The sequence below is a fragment of the Shimia sp. genome, assembly GCF_049116215.1.
Taxonomy (GTDB): domain Bacteria; phylum Pseudomonadota; class Alphaproteobacteria; order Rhodobacterales; family Rhodobacteraceae; genus Shimia.
The window spans coordinates 261,811-277,463 of the sequence record NZ_JAGDZB010000007.1 but is presented as its reverse complement, the minus strand read 5'-3'; the positions used below and the strand labels follow the sequence as shown (position 1 = coordinate 277,463).

The window sequence follows — 15,653 nt, the reverse complement described above, 5'->3', positions numbered from 1 at the left end:
ATAAATTGGGTCCTTTAGGTCGGGAGGTGAAAAGTAAGGTGTTGGTTTTGGCTGACGCTCAGCATTTGGCGCTGGGCGTTGACGGAAAACGTGTCAGAGACAAGCTGTTCGCTGAGCACGTCATCAGCGCTGCCAAAACCTTGGCAGTGTCCGTCTTTCAGAAGCAGAATGGCGTCACAGACATCTGCGGCCATGTTCAGATCGTGCAGGGAGACCACAATGGTCAGCCCAAGCGACCGGATCAATGAGAGGATTTCGAGCTGATGGCGAATGTCGAGGTGGTTGGTGGGCTCGTCCATTACCAGCACTTGCGGTTGCTGCGCCAAGGCCCGTGCCACCATCACCCGTTGCCGCTCGCCCCCTGATAGGGTGTCAAAATCGCGGTTGACCAAAGGCTCTAACTGCATCCGTTTAAGCGCAGCGTCGATGATCTCCGCGTCACGCGCGCCATCTGACGAAAAGCCACTGCGGTGGGGCGTGCGCCCGAGCGCCACAATATCGCGTACCGAAAGACCAAAGGCGCCCGGTTGTTCCTGCAACACGGCCGCCACCTTGCGTGCTGCGACTTTGGCGGACATGCCCCAGAGGTCTTGTCCATCCACCATGATCTGCCCCGAGGTCGGCTTTTGATAGTGATAGACCATCCGCAAAAGCGTTGACTTGCCCGCGCCATTGGGACCCACCACGCCCAGCACGCGACCTGGGTAAACCTCAAAGCTCACTGGATGCAGCAGGAAGGGCTGGCTTTTACCCGGTCGCCAACAGATGTCTTTGGCCACCAAATGTCCGGCACTCACGTCAGCCGCTCCGCGCTGTCTTCAATCGCCAACATCATCGATGGCACCCGTGCCAACGTGTGTTTGCGCAACTTGCCGGGTCGATCCACGGAGGAGCACCAGCCATCACCCAGCACCGCATATTGCTGCGCAAAGGACACCAGATCCTCGATGTCCTGTTCCGGTGTTATGTCGCCAAACAGATAGGTCGCCTTGCGGGTGCTGTGATAGGCGACCGTGCAAGGATGTTTGCAGCCCGCCATACAGGCCACGCCGGAAATCTCGAACTCTTCCGTGATCGCATCGCCCGCCATATCGATGGCAGCGCGCAAGCGCTTGATCAGCTCATAGCCAGGCCGGCAGTTTTCGCCGACATGTTTGCAGGACGTGCATATCGAAATTCGGTGATTGGGGGTGGCCATCTCGCCCTCCGCGATAGCGCGGGGCAAGCACAGTCAATTTTTCACACGGTTCAAACCGTAAAGCCATCATGGCCTCCTGTCCGGACGCCCCGCCCGGGTTGAAGTTATTGTTTTGATGGCAGGTCTCCTGACTCGCGGATTTTGGCTTTCCCGAACCTTCCCAAACGCGGTGCGTTCAGTGGTATTCTCGGGGTCGCTTACCGCTTACAGTTGCGGGGGCAGTCACGGAATTGGCTCACTAAATGGGCCGCACCGTATTCCCTTTTCATCCCGGTTGACTGACGTCGTTCGGGAACCATCCCTTTCCAAGTCGGGCAAACCGGCGCCTGAGTCAATAGCCATTCTACGCCGACGAAAACAAAATGCTGCGACACCTCGCGTCATGGATCACAAGATATTGTTTGAATACAATCCCCACAGCTTGGCAAAGCGTGTCTTAACCGGAAACTGCTTCCCAATCTGTGCGGCTTGGAAGGTGGTCGTGCGCTGGAAAAACCGGACAGGGCAGCCTACATTGGGGGCCATACGCCGCACTGCGCCATCACATTTGGGGGAGGCCAAGACAATTGTTCCGAAGGGCAACTTGCGTCTTTTCCAAGCTTGGTATACATCGGCATACAATACCTGCCCTGTGACTCGCTATTGCTTTAAAGACAGGGCGTTCATGCTTAAGCCAACCTCAAATCGCTAGGATCATCATGAGCTTGTATACAGATTATCTGAATGAGATTGAGACCCGGAAATCCGAAGGTCTGAATCCAAAGCCAATTGATAGCGGCGCGCTGGTCAGCGAACTGATCGAACAGATCAAAGACACCGCCAACGCCCACCGCGAAGACTCTCTGAAGTTCTTCATTTACAACACTTTGCCAGGTACCACGAGCGCTGCCGGCGTGAAGGCAGACTTCCTCAAAGAGATCATTCTCGGCGCGGCTGACGTGGCCGAAATCACCCCTGAGTTCGCCTTTGAACTGCTGTCGCACATGAAGGGTGGCCCATCCGTGCGCGTGCTGCTCGACCTGGCGCTGGGCGAAGATGCCGCGATTGCGGCTCAGGCTGCGGACGTGTTGAAGACTCAGGTCTTCCTCTATGAAGCGGACACGGACCGTCTTGAAGAAGCGTTTAAGGCGGGCAATGCAGTCGCCAAGGACCTGCTGGAAAGCTACGCCAAGGCGGAATTCTTCACCAAGCTTCCCGAAGTGGACGAAGAGATCAAGGTTGTGACCTTCATCGCCGGTATCGGTGACATCTCGACCGACCTTCTGTCGCCCGGTGCCGAAGCGCACTCCCGCGCCGACCGTGAGCTGCACGGCAAATGCATGTGCTCGCCGGAAGATCAGGTGGCCATTCAGGAACTGCAGAAACAGAACCCTGATGCACGTGTGATGCTGATTGCGGAAAAAGGCACCATGGGTGTGGGCTCCTCCCGTATGTCCGGCGTGAACAACGTGGCGCTGTGGACCGGTAAGAAGGCATCGCCTTATGTACCATTCATCAACATCGCCCCTGTTGTGGCGGGCACCAACGGCATCTCCCCGATCTTCCTGACCACCGTTGGCGTGACCGGCGGCATCGGCATTGATCTGGACAACTGGGTCAAAAAGACCGACGCGGACGGCAATGTTGTGGTCGATGAAGACGGCGAAGCCGTGCTGGAAGAGGCCTATTCCGTGGCCACCGGCACCGTGCTGACCATCAATACCAAAACCAAGACCCTGCAGGATGCAGACGGCAATGTGCTGAAAGACATCTCAGCTGCCTTCACCCCACAAAAAGTGGAGTTCATGAAGGCGGGCGGTTCTTACGCTGTGGTCTTTGGCAAGAAGCTGCAGACATTTGCCGCAGGCGCACTTGGTCAGGAGCTGAAATCTGCCTATGCGCCATCCAAAGAATTGTCTGTTGAAGGCCAGGGCCTGACCGCCGTTGAAAAAATCTTCAACCGCAATGCATTGGGCAGCACCCCAGGTGTCACCCTGCATGCCGGCTCTGACGTGCGCGTGAAAGTGAACGTTGTTGGCTCTCAGGACACCACCGGTCCGATGACTGCGCAGGAACTTGAGGCAATGGCCGCCACCGTGATCTCCCCGTCCGTGGACGTGGGCTATCAGTCCGGCTGTCACACTGCGTCGGTTTGGGACACCAAGGCGCAGGCCAACATTCCTAAGCTGATGAAGTTCATGAACGACTTCGGCCTGATCACCGCGCGTGACCCAGAGGGCGAGTATCACGCGATGACCGACGTGATCCACAAGGTGCTGAACGACATCACCGTGGATGACTGGGACGTGATTGTGGGCGGCGACAGCCACACCCGTATGTCCAAGGGCGTCGCCTTTGGTGCGGACTCTGGCACCGTTGCTTTGGCTTTGGCCACCGGCGAAGCCTCCATGCCGATCCCTGAATCTGTGAAGGTGACCTTCAAAGGCCAAATGGCGGAGCACATGGACTTCCGCGATGTGGTACACGCCACCCAGGCGCAGATGCTGGATCAGCACGGTGACAACGTCTTCCAGGGCCGCGTGATCGAGGTGCACATTGGCACGCTGCTGGCGGACCAAGCCTTCACCTTCACCGACTGGACCGCCGAGATGAAGGCCAAAGCCTCTGTCTGTATCTCCAACGATGAGACCCTGATCGGCTCGCTGGAACTGGCCAAAGGCCGCATCCAGATCATGATCGACAAAGGCATGGACAACGAAGCTGCGCTGCTGCAAGGCCTGGTTGACAAAGCTGACGCGCGGATTGCCGACATCAAATCCGGCGCCAACTCTGCACTGAAGCCGGATGCGGACGCCAAGTACTTCGCTGAAGTGGTTGTGGATCTGGACCAGATCGTTGAGCCCATGATCGCCGACCCGGACGTGAACAACGACGACGTGTCCAAGCGCTACACCCACGACACCATCCGCCCAATCAGCTACTACAACGCTGATAAGAAGATCGATCTGGGCTTTGTGGGCTCCTGCATGGTGCACAAGGGCGACATGAAGATCGTGGCGCAGATGCTGAAGAACCTCGAAGCAACCAACGGCAAAGTCGAGTTCAAGGCACCTTTGGTTGTGGCGGCTCCAACCTACAACATCATCGACGAGATGAAGGAAGAGGGCGACTGGGAAATCCTTGAGCGCTACTCAGGCTTCACCTTTGACGACATGTTCCCAAAACAGCAGGCACGTACAGAGTATGAGAACATTCTCTATCTCGAGCGTCCGGGCTGTAACCTCTGCATGGGTAACCAGGAAAAAGCCGCAAAGGGTGACACCGTGCTGGCCACCTCGACCCGCCTGTTCCAGGGCCGTGTTGTGGGCGACCTGCCTGAGAAAAAAGGTGAATCGTTGCTGGCGTCCACACCGCTGGTTGTACTCTCTGCCATCCTGGGCCGCACCCCAACGCTGGAAGAGTACAAGGCTGCTGTTGAAGGCATCGACCTGACCAAATTTGCCCCGCCACTGGCCCCTGCAAACACCAAGTCGGCACACTTCTAAAGCCACGCGGCGCTCCGGCGCAGTGAAGAAAAACGAAACCCCGGTGCAGCGATGCGCCGGGGTTTTTGCATTCTGAAACAGCCAGAGCGGTCTCTATTTCTGTGTGGTCCATTTTGGGCGCGAGGTGAGAGCACCTGTCCGATCGCTAAGGAAGAACGAGAGCCCTACAGCGATCAGAGACACAAACAGCGCTGAAAAGATCACGTCAGACAGGAAGTGCCCGCCAAAAACCACGCGGAGAAAGGCGCAGGATACGGCAAGGCAAAGCGCCAGACCAAACAATGTGCGTCGTAGAGCTGGAGAACTTACAAAGCGGGTCAAAGAGTAGGCGGCAATTGCAAAGGCCGTGGCGCCTGCCGCTTCTCCGGACACAAACGAACAGTTGGCGGTACATTGAGCTGCGATTTCAAAGGGTGGCGAAAACAACAGGTCTCCACCAAACTCCAGAACCTGCGCCGGTCGCGCGCGCCCCCAGTGCGCCTTTAAGATGCTGTGCACCAGCAAGCCCGGCCCAAAGACATAAACTCCGACGATGAAGAGCCAAACGCTGCCTGGAATTGTGAGGAGTTTGAGTTGCTTCAGCGCCACCAAAGCGCCGATCAACGCCAGCACCGCCATCGCGGTGAAGGCGTGGTATCCAATCGCTCGAAGCTGTTTCAGGCTGTCGAGGCTGGTAAAGTGGAACCCGCCTTCCGCGGTCCAGAACAACGATGACACCCACAAATCGAAGGAAGGCACGGAGGCGAACAATGCCTGAAACACTGCCGTCATCAAGAGTAGCCAGAGCAAGGCTCGAAGGCGCGCTTGCCGCGTTGTTGTGTTCCATCTGCGATGAGCGTTATCGGAAAAACGATCGCTTTGGGCGAGTTGTGTCGACGTCATCAAGTCCATCCTGTTCTGGTTCCCTGCGTGCCTGTTGCGGCGGCGTGAGCGCACTTCGTGTTCATCGGTACTGCTGCTGCTGAGCCATTTGTATTGGGTCGCGACAGTGCGCTGGCGGCGCAGAGCGGCGGTGAGGGAGGACTTGCGCAAAGGGCAGGTCTCGATCCAGCACAGATGCTTGAGCGGCCTGCTATCTCCGTGTGTGGTTATGCGGATTTCGCGAACGGTCGTTTCTGGACCGGTCGCGGAGCAGGTGTTAACGAAGGGACATGATTTCGCAGAAGATTGCCCTCACTCCCCAAATGGTGAAAACCACGCTCATCGCATCTGCTGCCGGGGCTGTCGTTGTGTTGGTTTTGCAGCCCGAACACACGTCAAGCCTGCCGATTTTGGCGGCATATGGGTTGTGGGTGACACACTTGTTTTTTGGGTCCTTGCTCTTCTTGTCTGGCGTGGCTGGTTTCCAACGCCTGGGGTGGCCCCGCCCTTGGCCAACCATTGTTTCAACTCTGCTATTGCCGATCCTGTTTGGCTGCGTTTCCATGGCGCTGGACTATGGCTTTGGCAATCCAGAAGAAGGCGAGCAAGAGGCGGCAACTTTTCTCGGATTACTGCGCGACGAGATCGTAGCTATCACGCCGGCAAGCTTTGTGATCGCCGGGGCATTGATATACCTGCTGCGCGGTGAGCCGTCTCCGCGTGACACCTTAGTTTCGCCCGTGTCACCGGATGCGCCAAAAACTGTTGCGCTGAGAAGTCTTATTGCAACCGCACCAGCACACTTGGGCGACGACATCATTCGCATACACGCCCAAGACCACTATGTTGAGGTGGTCACGACACAAGGACGCAGCCTGCTGTCTGAGCAGTTTGGAGAGTGTGTCGAAAAGCTAGCGGACCTCGACGGCATCCACTGTCATCGCTCCCATTGGGTCCGCTTGTCCCACGTCGTGGAGATCAAGAAAAAAGGCAGTGCCTACATGTGCCTGTTGAGCAATGGCGATGAAGCTCCGATCAGTCGTCGAAAATACGCCGAAATCAAGACCCGGATGCGCGCTCTTGTTGCCGCCAGGGTGGACGCTTGACGGGGTATTCTTGCTGCTGCGATGTTCCCAAGGTGTGACGCCCAAGATCGCGTTTTCGCGAGATAGCGGGCGCAAACCCTGCCTATGAACGCGGCGGTTTGTTGACTTTTTTGAAGGTGGTTTGGTGGAGCCTAGGAGGATCGAACTCCTGACCTCTTCGCTGCCAGCGAAGCGCTCTCCCAGCTGAGCTAAGGCCCCAAACCAGTCAGGCATCTCTGCCTGTGGGCGCCTAATTAGGCGCATCCCGGGGCGGGTTCAAGCGAAAAATTCCGCCCCGGTGTAACTTTTTTCGACGATCAGTTTTCTTCGTCGTCAGACGCAACATCCGCGATTTCATCCAGCGAAACGTTGTCGTCATCTTCGTCGTCGTCCAGAACATCATCATCGAGTTCCAGATCAACGGTGTCATCATCATCCAACACGTCATCCGCGTTGTCCGCGTCAGCCGCTTTGGCTTTCAGTGTTGCTGCATCGGCTTCGTCAGCAGCAATCATCCGGCTCTTGCCGGCTTCTACTTCCACGACATCGCCCGTGTAGGGGCTGATGACTGGGTTTTTGTTCAGGTCATAGAATCGCTTGCCGGTGGTTGGGCAAACGCGCTTGACGCCCCATTCTTCCTTGGGCATGGGTTGTCCCCTTCAATCGGTTGAGTCTCTCTCGACGATTTGGGGGAGGTGCCATAACAATGGCCCCGTGTCAAAGGGTAACATCGCATTGTCTCTATAGGAGCGTAGATGGCGCAACATATCATCTCCGGAACACCTCCCGTGACGGTGGCTTTGCGCCGATCCAGCCGGGCGCGGCGCATCAGCCTCAGAGTTTCGCGACTTGATGGCAAGGTGACGCTGACGATTCCCTCCAGCGTGTCAGAACACGAGGCGATGGCCTTTGCCCATGAAAAGCAAGATTGGCTGCGCAGGCAGGTAGCGCAACAGCCGGAGACAGTTGTGGTGGCGCATGGGGCTGCGGTGCCCGTTGCGGGGCGCGCGCGCTTGATTGTGCCAGGGGCAGGGCGCTCTGTGCAGTTGGGGGCGGATGAGCTTGCCGTGCCCGGCAAGCCGGAGCAGGTGGGGCGTAAGGTACAGGGCTTTCTCAAAGAGCTGGCCCGCCACCGACTTGTCGAAGCCGTCGACCATTACGGCGCGCGTCTTGGCCGACAGCCGACCAAACTCACCCTGCGCGACACCCGTTCCCGTTGGGGGTCCTGCACCTCCACCGGGGCGTTGATGTTTTCGTGGCGTTTGGTGATGGCGTCGCCTGATGTGCTGGACTATGTCGCCGCGCATGAAGTGGCGCATCTCAAGGAAATGAACCACTCACAGGCGTTTTGGAACGAGGTCACCATCATCCATGGACCTTATGAGACCCCACGTCTGTGGCTGCGCACCCAGGGTCAGGAACTGCACCGCTACCAATTCGCAACGTGACCCTGCATTGACCTTTTTCGTCTTTGTGATCACAAAGGCGACATGATCCCATCCAGTCGTCCCGCCCCAGATCAGTCCGCCGCCGCGCATGACCGCGTGTATCGTGCTTTGCGCACCAGCATCATGTATGGCGAGCTTGCTCCAGGCGCTGCACTGACCCTGCGCGGCATTGGCAAGCAGTTTGACGTCTCTATGACCCCGGCCCGTGAGGCCGTACGACGTTTGGTCGCGGAAGGCGCACTCACCCTATCCAACTCTGGCCGCGTAGCCACGCCGGAACTCAGCAGCGAACGTCTTGAAGAACTTGCCGCTCTGCGGGCTCTCATCGAAGTTGAATTGGCCAGCCGGGCTTTGCCGCGGGCCCATATGGCACTGATAGATCGCCTTATTGCAATCAATGGCACCGTGGCTGATGCGGTCAGCCGCCGCGACTCTGTGGCCTATATTCGCGCCAATCTTGAGTTCCACCGCACGCTGTACTTACGCGCCCAAGCCCCAGCGATGCTGGCCATGGCAGAAACCGTGTGGCTCCAGCTTGGCCCCACCATGCGCGCGCTTTACGGCCGCTTGCGCCAAACCGAACCGCCGCACTACCATCGTCTGATCATCGCCGCGCTCAAAGCCGGCGATGAACCTGGGTTGCGCCTTGCGGTGCGCTCTGACGTGACCCAAGGTCTGCGCCTTCTGGCCCGCTAACTGGCCTCAGCCGTGTGTCGGCCACACATGATGTTCGTCATCAATCACAAACGCATGTGCATGGCGCCGCCCACCATGTTCCTGAAGGTGAGGATGATCCTCAGGAAGCTCGGGATGCTCATGCAACACCTCTTTGGGGGCCGGGGTCCAAACCCAATAACCTACCGCCACACTGATCAAGCCAACCACGCCCAGCACCAACAGAGACACCGCTTGCGACCCCTGTGTCGCGCTCCATCCAGCCAGTGGATAGGCGACGAGCCAGCACACGTGGCTCAAAGCAAATTGCGCGGTGAACACCGCAGGGCGGTCCGCCGCATGTGCCGATCGGCGTAATAGGCGGCCCGAAGGGGTCAAGATCGCACTGAACAGCGCTCCAACAACAGCCCAGAGCACCAAAAACGCAGGCCAGCTCAATATGCCTACGCTTTGCATCCAAAGCCCATGCACCACCGTAATCCCGGCCAAGGCCACCGCGCTGGTGCCCATGATCCGCCGGTCCGGCAGTTGCTCTAATAAGCGCGGCAATGACACCGCGGCCACCATGCTGCCCGCGCCAAACGCGCCCATGGCCAGCGCCAGGCCTGTCTCGCCCAGGTCATAGGCGTCGCGCACCAACACCACGGTGTTCACCAGCACGTAGGACACACTGGCCGCTGCTGCCATGTTGAACGCCAGCAATCCGCGCAAGCGCGGAGTGGCAAGATAAATCCATGCACCACGGGTCAGGCGCTCGCGAAACGGTCGGTCTTTGCTTTCGGGACGGGGCGGCAGCGTTGTTATCAAGATCAACAGAGTTGAGATCAAAAAGCCTGCGGCGGTGCCCACAAACAGCCCATGATAGCTCATTACCAACAGCAGAACACCGGCCAGTGCTGGCGACAACAGATTCTCCAGATCATAAGCCAGACGCGACAATGACAACGCCCGCGTGTAGTCGTCTTCTTCGGTTAGGATGTCCGGAATGATCGCCTGAAACGTGGGGGTGAACAGGGCTGACGCGCTTTGTAGCAAAAAGATCAGCACATAAATCTGTGCCACTGAGTCGACAAACGGCAAAAACAGCGCCACGCCAAAGCGCACCAAATCTGCAAAAATTAAAACACCCCGGCGGGGGAGGCGCGCCGCCAGTGCCCCCAAAACCGGAGACAAGCCGACATAGGCCACCATTTTGATGGCATAAGCGGTGCCCAAAACGGCACCGGCGGCTGGGCCTGCCAGATCATAAGCCAAGAGGCCTAGGGCGATGGTCAACAGTCCGGTGCCAGCTAGGGCCACAACTTGGGCGGCAAACAACTTGGCGAAGGCTGGGTGTTTGAGAATTCGTAACATAGCGCCACCCTAGTCTTGATGTGTCAAAGGGCAAGAGACCCCGTCGCCACGTCAGCGCGACAAAAGTGCCTGTTCCCCAATGCCTGCGCTCTGTTAGACAGAAAGCGCAACACAGGGAGACCACCATGACACAGACCATGAACGCCGTTGAAATTTCAAAACCCGGTGCCGCGGATGTGCTCAAAATGGTGCAACGGCCCATTCCCACTCCCGGTCCTGGTGAGGTGCTGATCAAAGTGGCCTATTCTGGCGTGAACCGCCCGGACGTGTTGCAACGTGCCGGACTTTACAACCCACCTGCCAATGCCTCCGACCTGCCGGGGCTTGAGGCCTCGGGCACCATCGCCGCAGTTGGGGCAGGCGTGAGTGAATGGTCCGAAGGCGACTCGGTTTGCGCCCTTCTTCCTGGTGGCGGCTATGCCGAATATGTCCTCACCCCAGCTGCGCATTGTCTGCCAGTGCCCGAAGGGATGGGCATGAAAGAAGCGGCTTGTCTGCCGGAAACTTTCTTCACCGTCTATTCCAACGTCTTCCAACGTGGGGGTCTCAAAGCTGGCGAAAAATTTCTCGTACACGGCGGATCCTCTGGCATTGGCACAACCGCCATCCAGCTTGCCAGTGCTTTTGGCGCGCGTGTGTTCACCACCGCAGGCTCTGACGAAAAATGCGAAGCTTGCCTGAAACTTGGCGCTGAAAAAGCGATCAACTACCGCGCAGAAGATTTTGTCGATGTGCTGCGTGCCGAAGGTGGCGCAAACCTGATCCTAGATATGGTTGGCGGCGACTACCTGCCGCGCAATGTGAAGGCCCTCGCCGATGACGGGCGACTGGTACAAATCGCCTTCCTGCAAGGTCCGCAGATTCAACTCAACTTTGCCCATGTGATGATGCGCCGTTTGACCATCACCGGCTCCACGTTGCGCCCACAAAGTGATCTCGCCAAAGCCAAGATCGCCGACGCCCTGCGCGCCGATGTCTGGCCGCTTCTGGAAAGCGGCCGCGTCGCACCAGTGATGGACAGTGAGTTTGCCCTGGCGGATGCCGTGGCGGCGCACCAACGTATGGAAAGCAGCGGCCATATCGGCAAAATCGTGATGAAAGTGGCCTAAACTCCGGTTTTTTCCGCTATTTTTGGCGGAATACCCCCTTCCCACCAAGGCTGCCCTTGGGGCATGTAGTCCGCGCGAACTGATGGTCATGTGTGGCCTAGGCACGAAGTGGGAACAGAACCGTGAAAAAACTTGGACTTCTTTTGGTGGCAGTGGCTTTGGCGCTGCCGTTTGTGTGGTGGCCTGAAATTGCCCAAGGGCGCGACGGCTTGGCATTGTTCAGTCAGTATCTCGGTCTTGGCGCGCTGATTGCCATGGCGTTTTCCCACGTGATCGCCACCCGCTGGCCCGGCGTTGAGATGATCTTTGGTCCAATGGACCAGTCTTACCGTTTGCACAAATGGCTCGGCATCGGATCGATGGTGGCAATTCTGCTGCACGACACAATTGATGCCGACATGAAGGGGCTAGGGCGTGAAACCATGCTGGTCGATCTGGCGGAAACACTCGGCGAAGTCAGCCTCTACGGCCTGCTGATGCTTGTGGTGATCACGGTTGCGACCTTCATCCCCTATCACCTGTGGAAATGGACCCACCGCTTCATCGGGATTTTCTTCCTGTTTGGCGCCTTTCACTATCTCTACATTCTGAAGCCTTTCAAAAATGGCGATCCGCTGGGGCTCTATATGTGGGCGGTCTGCATCATTGGCACCGTGGCCTATGCCTGGACCTCCGCACCGCGCGGCATGCGGCCCCGTAAGCAGTACAAAATCTCCGCTGTGACCAAGCAGGGTGACGCGATCGCCGTGGACATGAAAGCCACCGGCCGTCCCTTGCGCCATCGCGCAGGTCAGTTTGCCTTCTTCCGCTTCTCCGGAGCAGGCCTGAACGAGCCGCATCCCTTCACTATTTCCTCCGCGCCTACCGATGACGGCGCCCTGCGCATCACGGTTGCACCGCTGGGCGATCTGACCAACCGCGTCTCGCGCAGCCTTGCCGTCGGGCAAGCGGTGCAAGCCGATGGTCCTTATGGCCACTTCGGACGGGCCAAAGGCGCGCAGGTCTGGATTGCTGCTGGCGTTGGGGTCACCCCGTTTGTGGCGTTGGCTCAGGCTCTGCCGGCTGAGGCCGCACCGGTCACGCTGATCTACTGTGTGCGTGACACATCGAATGCCCCACATCTGGCCGAGCTCGAGGCATTGGCTGCAGAAAAACCCAACCTGACGCTGATAATCTGGCAAAGCGCCGACCGTGGCCGTTTCACTGCCGCCGCTCTGCCGGAGTTTGTCGCGGACATCGCAAACCACAAAGTGCTCTTCTGTGGCCCCGTCCCGATGCGCCGCGCGCTGTCCAAAGGCCTGCCGAAACAGGGTGTCTCCCAGCGCAATTTCCACTACGAGGCGTTTGAGATTCGCACCGGCATCGGCATCCGCCGTCTGGCAGAGTGGCTGTGGCAACGCCATCAAGCGCGCAGCACAAGCTAAGCAATCCAATAAACTAGGGTGTGTGGCGCGGCTAGAGCAACCAATGGTTGACTTGAGATCCAATCTCGGCGACCATGGGTTTACTCAATTCTATCCATGCTGATTGCCACCACTCACGCTAGCTTACAATCAGCATGCCATGCCCCGCTCACGGGACGCTTCGCGCTTTTACTGTAATTTGCGCAGGTTTAAGCCCACAAAAAAGGCCGGAGCGTTGCCACTCCAGCCCTTCCCATTTTCTCGCTGTAAGGCCAATCTTAGATCGCCGCTTTCAGGCTCTCGTCCAGATAGATTTCGCGCAAACGGGTTGCAATTGGCCCCGGTGTGCCATCGCCAAGCGCCACGCCGTCAATCTCCACCACCGGCATCACAAACGCACTGGCAGAGGTGGTAAACGCCTCATCCGCGCCCTGCGCTTCCTCAATCGTGAACAGCCGCTCTTCGATCTTTAGCTGCGCCTCTGCTGCCATGCGCAACACCGCCTTACGCGTAATGCCGTGCAGGATGTCATTGCTCAGCGGACGTGTCACAATCACACCGTCTTTCACAAAATACGCGTTGTTGGAGGTGCCCTCGGTCACAAAGCCGTCTTCCACCAGCCAGGCATCATCCGCACCGGCCTTCTTCGCCATCATCTTACCCATCGACGGGTACAGCAACTGCACAGTCTTGATGTCGCGACGACCCCAGCGAATGTCCTCAATCGAGATGATCTTGGCACCTTTCTTGGCGGCGGGGTTGTCCGCCAGACCTGGTTTGTTCTGCGTAAACAGCACGATGGACGGCGGCGTGTCCTCAGACGGGAAGACAAAATCCCGGTCGCCGTCTGACCCGCGTGTGACCTGCAAATAGATCAGCCCTTCCACAATGGCGTTCTCTTCCACCAGCTTGCGGTGGATCGCCAGCAGCTCATCTTTGCTGCAGGGCTCCGCCATCTCCAGCTCATCGAGCGAGCGCTTCAAACGCACCGCATGGCCGTCAAAATCAATCAGCTTCCCGTCCAGCACGGAGGTCACTTCATAGACCGCATCCGCCATCAGGAAGCCCCGGTCGAAAATCGAAATCTTGGCGTCTTCTTCGGGCAGGTAGTCGCCATTGACGTAAACAGTGCGGCTCATGTGTCTCTCCTAGCAATCTTGCTGCTTTGTCGGGTGCGCTGCACCACAGGTCAAGCGTGTTTCGAAATCTCAGCTGTCAAACCATCCGGTTTGCAACGGGTGCGCCCAGTCTGGGCGGTTGTGCGCCTGCGCAAGCGCCACCATCCGGCTCGCGTCATAGGCCACGCGGTGCAGCGAGAGGTCCCAGCCACGGGATCTACGCTCCATCATCGCAAACCGCGCCGCCGGATCGCCACTTTGCACCACATGCGGCACCGGAGTGACATCATCATACGCGGGCAAACCAACGCTGCCGGGGTTGAGCATCACTGCGCCATTGGAAAGCTGCACAATGCGCGGCAAATGGGTATGGCCACACAGCAGCACTTGTGCCTCAATTGGTGCGGTTGCTGCCAATGCCGCTACTGTGGGACCGCTGCGGTCCACCAAATCCCCCCGTGGCGTCACATCATGCAACCAATAGGTCTCGTCACTGTCCGGTGTGCCATGGCACAGGAAGACGTCGTCCACCAAGGCTGTTGTTGGCAGCGCCGCAAGCCATTCCATGTGGGCGTCCGTCAACTGCGCCGCCGCCACCGCATCCGATGGGCCCAGCGTCTCCGGTGGTTTCAAAAGATAGCGGTCATGGTTGCCGCGCACAGAAACCATATCATCCCGCGCCATAAGCACATCCAGCGTTTCCGCTGCCGCCAAAGGCCCGCTTGCGTGGTCGCCAAGGTTCAGGATGCGGGAACAGCCCAGCCGGTCAACCTCGGCCAACACCGCCCGCAACGCGTCCACATTGCCATGGACGTCGGACATCACTGCCCACCGGTCTGCCATGGCTTAGCCCCAAAGCGCCGCGCTGGGCGGATGCACGCCGTCTGCGTCAAACACCAACGGCACGTCCCGATCTTCGGCCAACAACAGAGGTCCGTCCAGATCAGTCACCATCGCGCCTTGCGCCACTAATGTCGCCGGGGCCATCGCCAGGGAGCTGCCAACCATGCAGCCAACCATCACCTTATAGCCTTCTGCCAAAGCCGCCTCGCGCAGACGCAGCGCCTCGGTCAGCCCGCCGGTTTTGTCGAGTTTGATGTTCACCACATCATATTTGCCTTTGAGCTTGGACAGGGTTGAACAGTCATGCGCGCTCTCATCCGCGCACACAGGCACCGGACGTTCCATACCAATCAGCGCATCATCATCCCCAGCAGGCAGCGGCTGCTCCACCAGCGCCACACCCAGCCTTACCAGATGTGGCGCCAGGTCGGCATAGACTTCGGCGGACCAACCTTCGTTGGCATCCACAATGATGGTGGATTTTGGCGCACCCGCGCGCACCGCTTCCAGACGCGCCATGTCATCCGGCGTGCCCAGTTTGATTTTCAACAATGGCCGATGCGCGTTTTTCGCCGCTTGGGCCTGCATCTCTGCCGGTTCCGCCAAGGACAGCGTATAGGCGGTGATCTCCGGTCCCGGTTTGGGCAAGCCAGCCAATTCCCAGGCGCGTTTGCCAGCCTTCTTGCACTCCAGATCCCACAGCGCACAGTCCAGCGCATTGCGCGCCGCGCCCGCTGGAAGGGTGTACAGACCTTCACGGTTCACCGGGCCTTTCACGCTTTCGATCAGCTGCGTGACATTCTCCAATGTCTCGCCATAGCGCGCATAGGGCACACATTCGCCCCAACCGACATATCCGTCTTCCTCGACCTTCACGGTCAGAACCTTGGCCTCGGTGCGCGAGCCACGGGAAATGGTGAACACCTGCGCCAGTTTGAACACATCAGGGGTGACGGAAATTTGCATGGACAGCCTTTCAGGTCGCGCTTTTGCCATTTGACAGGCGTTCAGACGCGCCTGCCCATATTCTTCTTGCCGGATTATCCCGGGGATCCGGGGGCAGCACCCCCGGCTT

At 58.4% G+C, this 15,653-nt stretch carries 14 protein-coding genes, 1 tRNA gene and 1 riboswitch; of the genes, 6 read left to right on the top strand and 9 right to left on the bottom strand.

The genetic code is table 11. From position 1 onward, the window contains the following. Positions 1–14: 14 nt before the first annotated feature. Both JXR15_RS20120 and JXR15_RS20115 read right to left on the bottom strand, forming a co-directional pair. A complete protein-coding gene (locus tag JXR15_RS20120; RefSeq protein WP_422054981.1) occupies positions 15–797 on the bottom strand; it encodes an ABC transporter ATP-binding protein in 783 nt (260 codons plus the stop codon). Beyond that, positions 794–1,198, bottom strand: a complete 405-nt coding sequence (locus tag JXR15_RS20115; protein ID WP_422054980.1) for a DUF1636 family protein — start codon at positions 1,196–1,198, stop codon at positions 794–796. Before JXR15_RS20115 ends, JXR15_RS20120 begins: the two co-directional genes overlap by 4 nt. A 100-nt stretch (positions 1,199–1,298) precedes the next feature. Continuing rightward, a riboswitch (cobalamin riboswitch) is annotated at positions 1,299–1,513 on the bottom strand. A gap of 383 nt (positions 1,514–1,896) precedes the next feature. On the opposite strand from JXR15_RS20115, the gene JXR15_RS20110 reads away from it, so the two are divergent. Then, entirely contained in the window at positions 1,897–4,683 is a 2,787-nt protein-coding gene (locus tag JXR15_RS20110) for a bifunctional aconitate hydratase 2/2-methylisocitrate dehydratase (RefSeq protein WP_422054979.1), read from the top strand. Positions 4,684–4,776: 93 nt separating this feature from the next. Here JXR15_RS20110 and JXR15_RS20105 read toward each other — a convergent pair whose 3' ends face one another. After that, a complete protein-coding gene (locus tag JXR15_RS20105) occupies positions 4,777–5,454 on the bottom strand; it encodes a phosphatase PAP2 family protein (protein ID WP_422054978.1) in 678 nt (225 codons plus the stop codon). Between the two features lie 380 nt (positions 5,455–5,834). Here JXR15_RS20105 and JXR15_RS20100 point away from each other — a divergent pair, with 380 nt between their 5' ends. Then, complete coding sequence (locus JXR15_RS20100) at positions 5,835–6,650, top strand: LytTR family DNA-binding domain-containing protein (RefSeq protein ID WP_422054977.1); 816 nt, start codon at positions 5,835–5,837, stop codon at positions 6,648–6,650. A gap of 122 nt (positions 6,651–6,772) precedes the next feature. On the opposite strand, the gene JXR15_RS20095 is transcribed toward JXR15_RS20100, so the two are convergent. Then, a tRNA-Ala gene (locus JXR15_RS20095) sits at positions 6,773–6,848 on the bottom strand. 98 nt (positions 6,849–6,946) lie between these two features. After that, a complete protein-coding gene (locus JXR15_RS20090; protein ID WP_299425094.1) occupies positions 6,947–7,276 on the bottom strand; it encodes a TIGR02300 family protein in 330 nt (109 codons plus the stop codon). A gap of 108 nt (positions 7,277–7,384) precedes the next feature. Here JXR15_RS20090 and JXR15_RS20085 point away from each other — a divergent pair, with 108 nt between their 5' ends. Both JXR15_RS20085 and JXR15_RS20080 read left to right on the top strand, forming a co-directional pair. Continuing rightward, positions 7,385–8,077 (top strand): M48 family metallopeptidase, encoded by a 693-nt coding sequence (locus JXR15_RS20085; RefSeq protein ID WP_422054976.1) that lies wholly within the window; start codon positions 7,385–7,387, stop codon positions 8,075–8,077. A 42-nt stretch (positions 8,078–8,119) separates the two neighbouring features. Beyond that, positions 8,120–8,773, top strand: coding sequence for a GntR family transcriptional regulator (locus JXR15_RS20080; protein ID WP_422054975.1), 654 nt, complete (start codon positions 8,120–8,122; stop codon positions 8,771–8,773). Positions 8,774–8,779: 6 nt separating this feature from the next. On the opposite strand, the gene JXR15_RS20075 is transcribed toward JXR15_RS20080, so the two are convergent. Further along, complete coding sequence (locus JXR15_RS20075; protein WP_422054974.1) at positions 8,780–10,105, bottom strand: MFS transporter; 1,326 nt, start codon at positions 10,103–10,105, stop codon at positions 8,780–8,782. A gap of 125 nt (positions 10,106–10,230) precedes the next feature. On the opposite strand from JXR15_RS20075, the gene JXR15_RS20070 reads away from it, so the two are divergent. Further along, positions 10,231–11,214 carry an NAD(P)H-quinone oxidoreductase gene (locus JXR15_RS20070; RefSeq protein ID WP_422054973.1) on the top strand — a complete coding sequence of 328 codons (984 nt, stop codon included), beginning with the start codon at positions 10,231–10,233 and terminating at the stop codon, positions 11,212–11,214. Positions 11,215–11,336: 122 nt separating this feature from the next. Then, positions 11,337–12,638: a ferric reductase-like transmembrane domain-containing protein gene (locus JXR15_RS20065; protein ID WP_422054972.1), complete on the top strand. Its 1,302-nt coding sequence runs from the start codon at positions 11,337–11,339 to the stop codon at positions 12,636–12,638. Between the two features lie 257 nt (positions 12,639–12,895). Here the strand turns inward: JXR15_RS20065 and JXR15_RS20060 are convergent, their stop codons facing one another. From JXR15_RS20060 to dgcA, 3 genes are all read right to left on the bottom strand, one after another. Beyond that, entirely contained in the window at positions 12,896–13,756 is an 861-nt protein-coding gene (locus JXR15_RS20060; RefSeq protein ID WP_422054971.1) for a D-amino-acid transaminase, read from the bottom strand. A 69-nt stretch (positions 13,757–13,825) separates the two neighbouring features. Further along, a complete protein-coding gene (locus JXR15_RS20055) occupies positions 13,826–14,557 on the bottom strand; it encodes a metallophosphoesterase family protein (RefSeq protein ID WP_422054970.1) in 732 nt (243 codons plus the stop codon). Between the two features lie 24 nt (positions 14,558–14,581). Beyond that, a complete protein-coding gene (dgcA, locus tag JXR15_RS20050) occupies positions 14,582–15,544 on the bottom strand; it encodes an N-acetyl-D-Glu racemase DgcA (protein WP_422054969.1) in 963 nt (320 codons plus the stop codon). Positions 15,545–15,653: the final 109 nt, after the last annotated feature.

What these genes read in the sequence shown, in the direction of transcription:
- dgcA (WP_422054969.1), bottom strand. Translation starts at nt 15,544, where the DNA reads ATGCAAATTTCCGTCACCCCTGATGTGTTCAAACTGGCGCAGGTGTTC.
- JXR15_RS20115 (WP_422054980.1), bottom strand. Translation starts at nt 1,198, where the DNA reads ATGGCCACCCCCAATCACCGAATTTCGATATGCACGTCCTGCAAACAT.
- JXR15_RS20070 (WP_422054973.1), top strand. Translation starts at nt 10,231, where the DNA reads ATGACACAGACCATGAACGCCGTTGAAATTTCAAAACCCGGTGCCGCG.
- JXR15_RS20075 (WP_422054974.1), bottom strand. Translation starts at nt 10,105, where the DNA reads ATGTTACGAATTCTCAAACACCCAGCCTTCGCCAAGTTGTTTGCCGCC.
- JXR15_RS20110 (WP_422054979.1), top strand. Translation starts at nt 1,897, where the DNA reads ATGAGCTTGTATACAGATTATCTGAATGAGATTGAGACCCGGAAATCC.
- JXR15_RS20055 (WP_422054970.1), bottom strand. Translation starts at nt 14,557, where the DNA reads ATGTCCGACGTCCATGGCAATGTGGACGCGTTGCGGGCGGTGTTGGCC.
- JXR15_RS20100 (WP_422054977.1), top strand. Translation starts at nt 5,835, where the DNA reads ATGATTTCGCAGAAGATTGCCCTCACTCCCCAAATGGTGAAAACCACG.
- JXR15_RS20085 (WP_422054976.1), top strand. Translation starts at nt 7,385, where the DNA reads ATGGCGCAACATATCATCTCCGGAACACCTCCCGTGACGGTGGCTTTG.
- JXR15_RS20080 (WP_422054975.1), top strand. Translation starts at nt 8,120, where the DNA reads ATGATCCCATCCAGTCGTCCCGCCCCAGATCAGTCCGCCGCCGCGCAT.
- JXR15_RS20060 (WP_422054971.1), bottom strand. Translation starts at nt 13,756, where the DNA reads ATGAGCCGCACTGTTTACGTCAATGGCGACTACCTGCCCGAAGAAGAC.
- JXR15_RS20090 (WP_299425094.1), bottom strand. Translation starts at nt 7,276, where the DNA reads ATGCCCAAGGAAGAATGGGGCGTCAAGCGCGTTTGCCCAACCACCGGC.
- JXR15_RS20105 (WP_422054978.1), bottom strand. Translation starts at nt 5,454, where the DNA reads ATGACGGCAGTGTTTCAGGCATTGTTCGCCTCCGTGCCTTCCTTCGAT.